Below are 3,268 nucleotides of genomic sequence, written 5' to 3'. Positions count from 1 at the left end.
CCGGGCGTGCAACCATCGGCGGCGGGGGCCGCTGTATCCGCGGCGCCACGGGCGGCAGGTGGCGTTCGCCCAGCGAACGGGTCGGCGGCCCCGTCGGTCTGGCGGGAGCAGGGATAGACGCCGGTCGCAACCGGGCAGCCGGGGCCGGCTGACGAGAGGCTTCGCTGCGGACCGCCGGGCCAGGTCCGGCTGCGGCGCCTGCGCCGGACGGCGGTGCGCCAGTCTGGACCGCGGGCCGCGCGCCCGTGGGCAGCGGCTGAGCCCGCACAGGCGCCCCGGGACGAACAGCGCCCATCGATGGGGGCGGCAGTCGTTTGCTGCCCGGCACCGGCAGCGCCTGCACGGCGGGCGCAGCAGCGGGTACCACCGGGCTAGGCCGCCGCTGCCCCGGCAACGGCGCGACAGCGGGTCCGGAAGCCTGACCGGGCGGCGAACTCGGCGGTGGCAGCGCCGGCGCGCGCCCGGGACCCGTCCCGTTCGGAACCGGTGACGACATTGTCGCAGGCAGCCTCCCCCGCGGGCCCTGAAGCTGGACGCCGGGGCGCGGCGCGAATCCGCCCGGCGGCGGCGTCGCGATCGACGCGCTCGGCGGCACCGCTGCCTTGCCCTGCTGGATCAGTGCGGCCCGCTGCATCACCGCGGCCGGAAGCGCGGCGCCGATCACGCCACCGGCGATCGCGGCCGATGCCACCCCGGCCCGGCTCGGCTCGACAGCCGGGACGGCTCCGGGCACCGCGACCGGCGGCTGGGCAACCGGTAGCGGCGCAGAAGGATTCGCCGCTGCCGCCGGCGGCTGATTGATCACCTGATTGATCACCGTGGTGTTGTGGATGTTGGCGAAGATGATGTTGTTCGGCGGCGGCTGCACATACACCGGCGGTCGCACATAGGCGGGGATCGGCACGAACAGCGGCCGCGGCAGATAGAACAGGCCGATCGGCGGCGGCGGTGGCGGCAGCATCACGAAATCCGGCGGCGGTGGCGGCAGGAAGAACACCGGCGGCGGCGGCGGCGGCGCGAAGTCGAACTCCGGATCGCTGAACATCAGGACCGGGCGGTCGACATAGACGATTTCGTCGGGCGGCGGCGCGGGCACGTCGTAGTCGAGCACCGTGAAGCTCGGCGGCGGCTCCAGCGCCGCCGCAAGTATCTCCAGCCGGCGCCGCGCATCGGCCGCATGCGGACCGCGCGGATAACGGCGCAGATACGACCAGTACGCATCCGGCGTATCGACGCGGTAGGTCCGCCGCCAGGTGATCGCCTCGCGCCGTGCGGCGACGATCGCCCTCACCCGCTTGGCCAGCGGATCGCTCGGATACGCCGCGAGGAAATCCTCATAGGCCTGCAGCGTGTCGCGATCGAGCGCGGCCGCATACGCCTCGGCGGCGCCCATGTCGCGGATCGGCTTGCTGCGCAGTGCCTGATCCGGCGCCGGCAGCGGCGGCGCATCGGGCGCGCGATCGAAGAACATGAAATTCGACTCGATGCTCTGCGTATCCCACGGCACCTGAGCGCCCTTGGTGGTCTCGTTGACGCGCAGCCGGACGCGATCGTACAGTTGCGGCAGCGTCAGGCCGCCGGTGCGGATCATCTCGGCCAGTGCCTGCGCATAGACGCCGTAAGCGCCGCGCTCCTCCGGCGCCACCGTGCCGGGCGCGGCGTTGAAGGCGATCAGCATCTTCGGGGTCGGCTCCACCATCGCCAGCCCCGAAGCGACCGAGCCGGCCGGCACGAACGGCTGTTCGCGTGCGAGATCCAGCACCACGACGCTGGTCTTCAGCGGCAGCGCGGCGAGCTGGCGCATGTAGTCGCCGAGCCGCAGCCCTTCGGTCGGAATGTCGGTATCGCGCGAAATCCGCGAGTCGACCGGGATGAAGTAGTTCTCGCCGGCGTACTGCACGCCATAGCCGGCGAGATAAACCGCCGCGACCGTGTCGGGACCGGCCTCCTCCGCCTTCTTCACGAAGTCGCGGAAGGCGCCGCGCAGCGTGTCGCCGTCGAGATCGCGCGCGCCGCTGACGTCGAAGCCCGCCGCCTGCAAAGTCTGTGCGATCAGACCGCCGTCGTTGGCGGCGGTGGACAGCGGCGCTTTCGCATAGGCTCCGTTGCCGATCACCAGCGCGATGCGCTTTTCCTGCTGCTGCGCCCGGGCATGATCGATCGGGACGACGAGCAGGACGGCGAGAACGGCGGAGACCAAAGACAGCACGGGATGGAAACGCATGGCCAGAGACCCGATTCATGGGCGCCGCCGAACCGACGGATCGCCGTCGCGCGCATTTCAGCGCGCCGCAGCCTGAACGGCGATTGAATGGATCCCGCCTCGAGGAAGGCGTGGTGCGACGGCCGGGCTCGGCGATGGGACGTCAGCGCCCTCGCCGCTCACAGCGTCTCGACGTGCTCGACGCCGCTGACCGCCTTGATCGCGCCGGCGATCTGCGGCGAAACCTGGAAGCGGCCGGGAATCTCGAATTCGACCTCGGTCTGCGGATCGAGCCGCAACACCAGCGCGACGTTCCCGCCGGCGGCCCGGGACTCCGGGGGCTGAAGACGTTTGGTCAGCGACTCCAGCGGCTTGGTGTCGCGCAGGAAGATCCGCAGGCCCTTCTGGGTCTTCGCCGCGGCGGCGTCGAGCGGTTCGGCATGCAGCACACGGGCGCGGACGTCCTCACCCTGCAATTCGGCGCCGAGCTGCATCAGCACCGCGGCCCCCGGCTCCAGCACCTCGCGATATTGCGCCAGCCCCTCGGAGAACAGTACCGCCTCGAAATGCCCGGTCGGATCCGACAATCCGATGATGCCCATCTTGTTGCCGGTCTTGGTGCGCCGCTCCATCCGCGACACCACCGTGGCGGCAACCTTTCCGGCGGTGGCGCCGGATTTCACCGCCTTGCAGAACTCGTTCCAGGACTGCACCCGCAGCCGCTTCAGGGCAGTGGCGTAATCGTCGAGCGGATGGCCCGACAGGAAGAAGCCGATCGCGTCGTATTCGCGGCGCAGCCGCTCCGACGGCAGCCAGGCGTCGAGCTGCGGCAGGATGATCGAGGGGACGTCCGACAGGCCGCCGAACATGTCGTTCTGGCCGCTGGTCGCAGCTTCATGATTGCGCTGGCATGCGGCCACAATGGCGTCGGCGCCCGCGAACACCGCCGCGCGGTTCGAGTTGAGGCAGTCGAACGCGCCGGCGGCGGCGAGACATTCGACGACGCGCCGGTTGATGGCGCGCGGATTGACGCGCGCCATCAACCCTGTCTCTTATACCCATCTT

At 70.7% G+C, this 3,268-nt stretch carries 1 protein-coding gene and 1 pseudogene; both read right to left on the bottom strand.

Annotated features, from left to right (window positions below):
* Window positions 1-2,224 (bottom strand): caspase family protein (locus DU475_RS23480; RefSeq protein ID WP_164633481.1); only part of this gene is annotated, 2,224 nt, incomplete at its 3' end.
* Between the two features lie 158 nt (window positions 2,225-2,382).
* Window positions 2,383-3,240 (bottom strand): annotated as a pseudogene (locus DU475_RS23475) (DNA polymerase III subunit alpha); the annotation flags it as partial.
* Window positions 3,241-3,268: the final 28 nt, after the last annotated feature.

Origin of the sequence: Rhodopseudomonas sp. WA056 (assembly GCF_010906995.1) — a bacterium.
GTDB lineage: Bacteria > Pseudomonadota > Alphaproteobacteria > Rhizobiales > Xanthobacteraceae > Rhodopseudomonas > Rhodopseudomonas palustris_G.
This window is presented reverse-complemented; position numbering and strand designations above follow the sequence as displayed.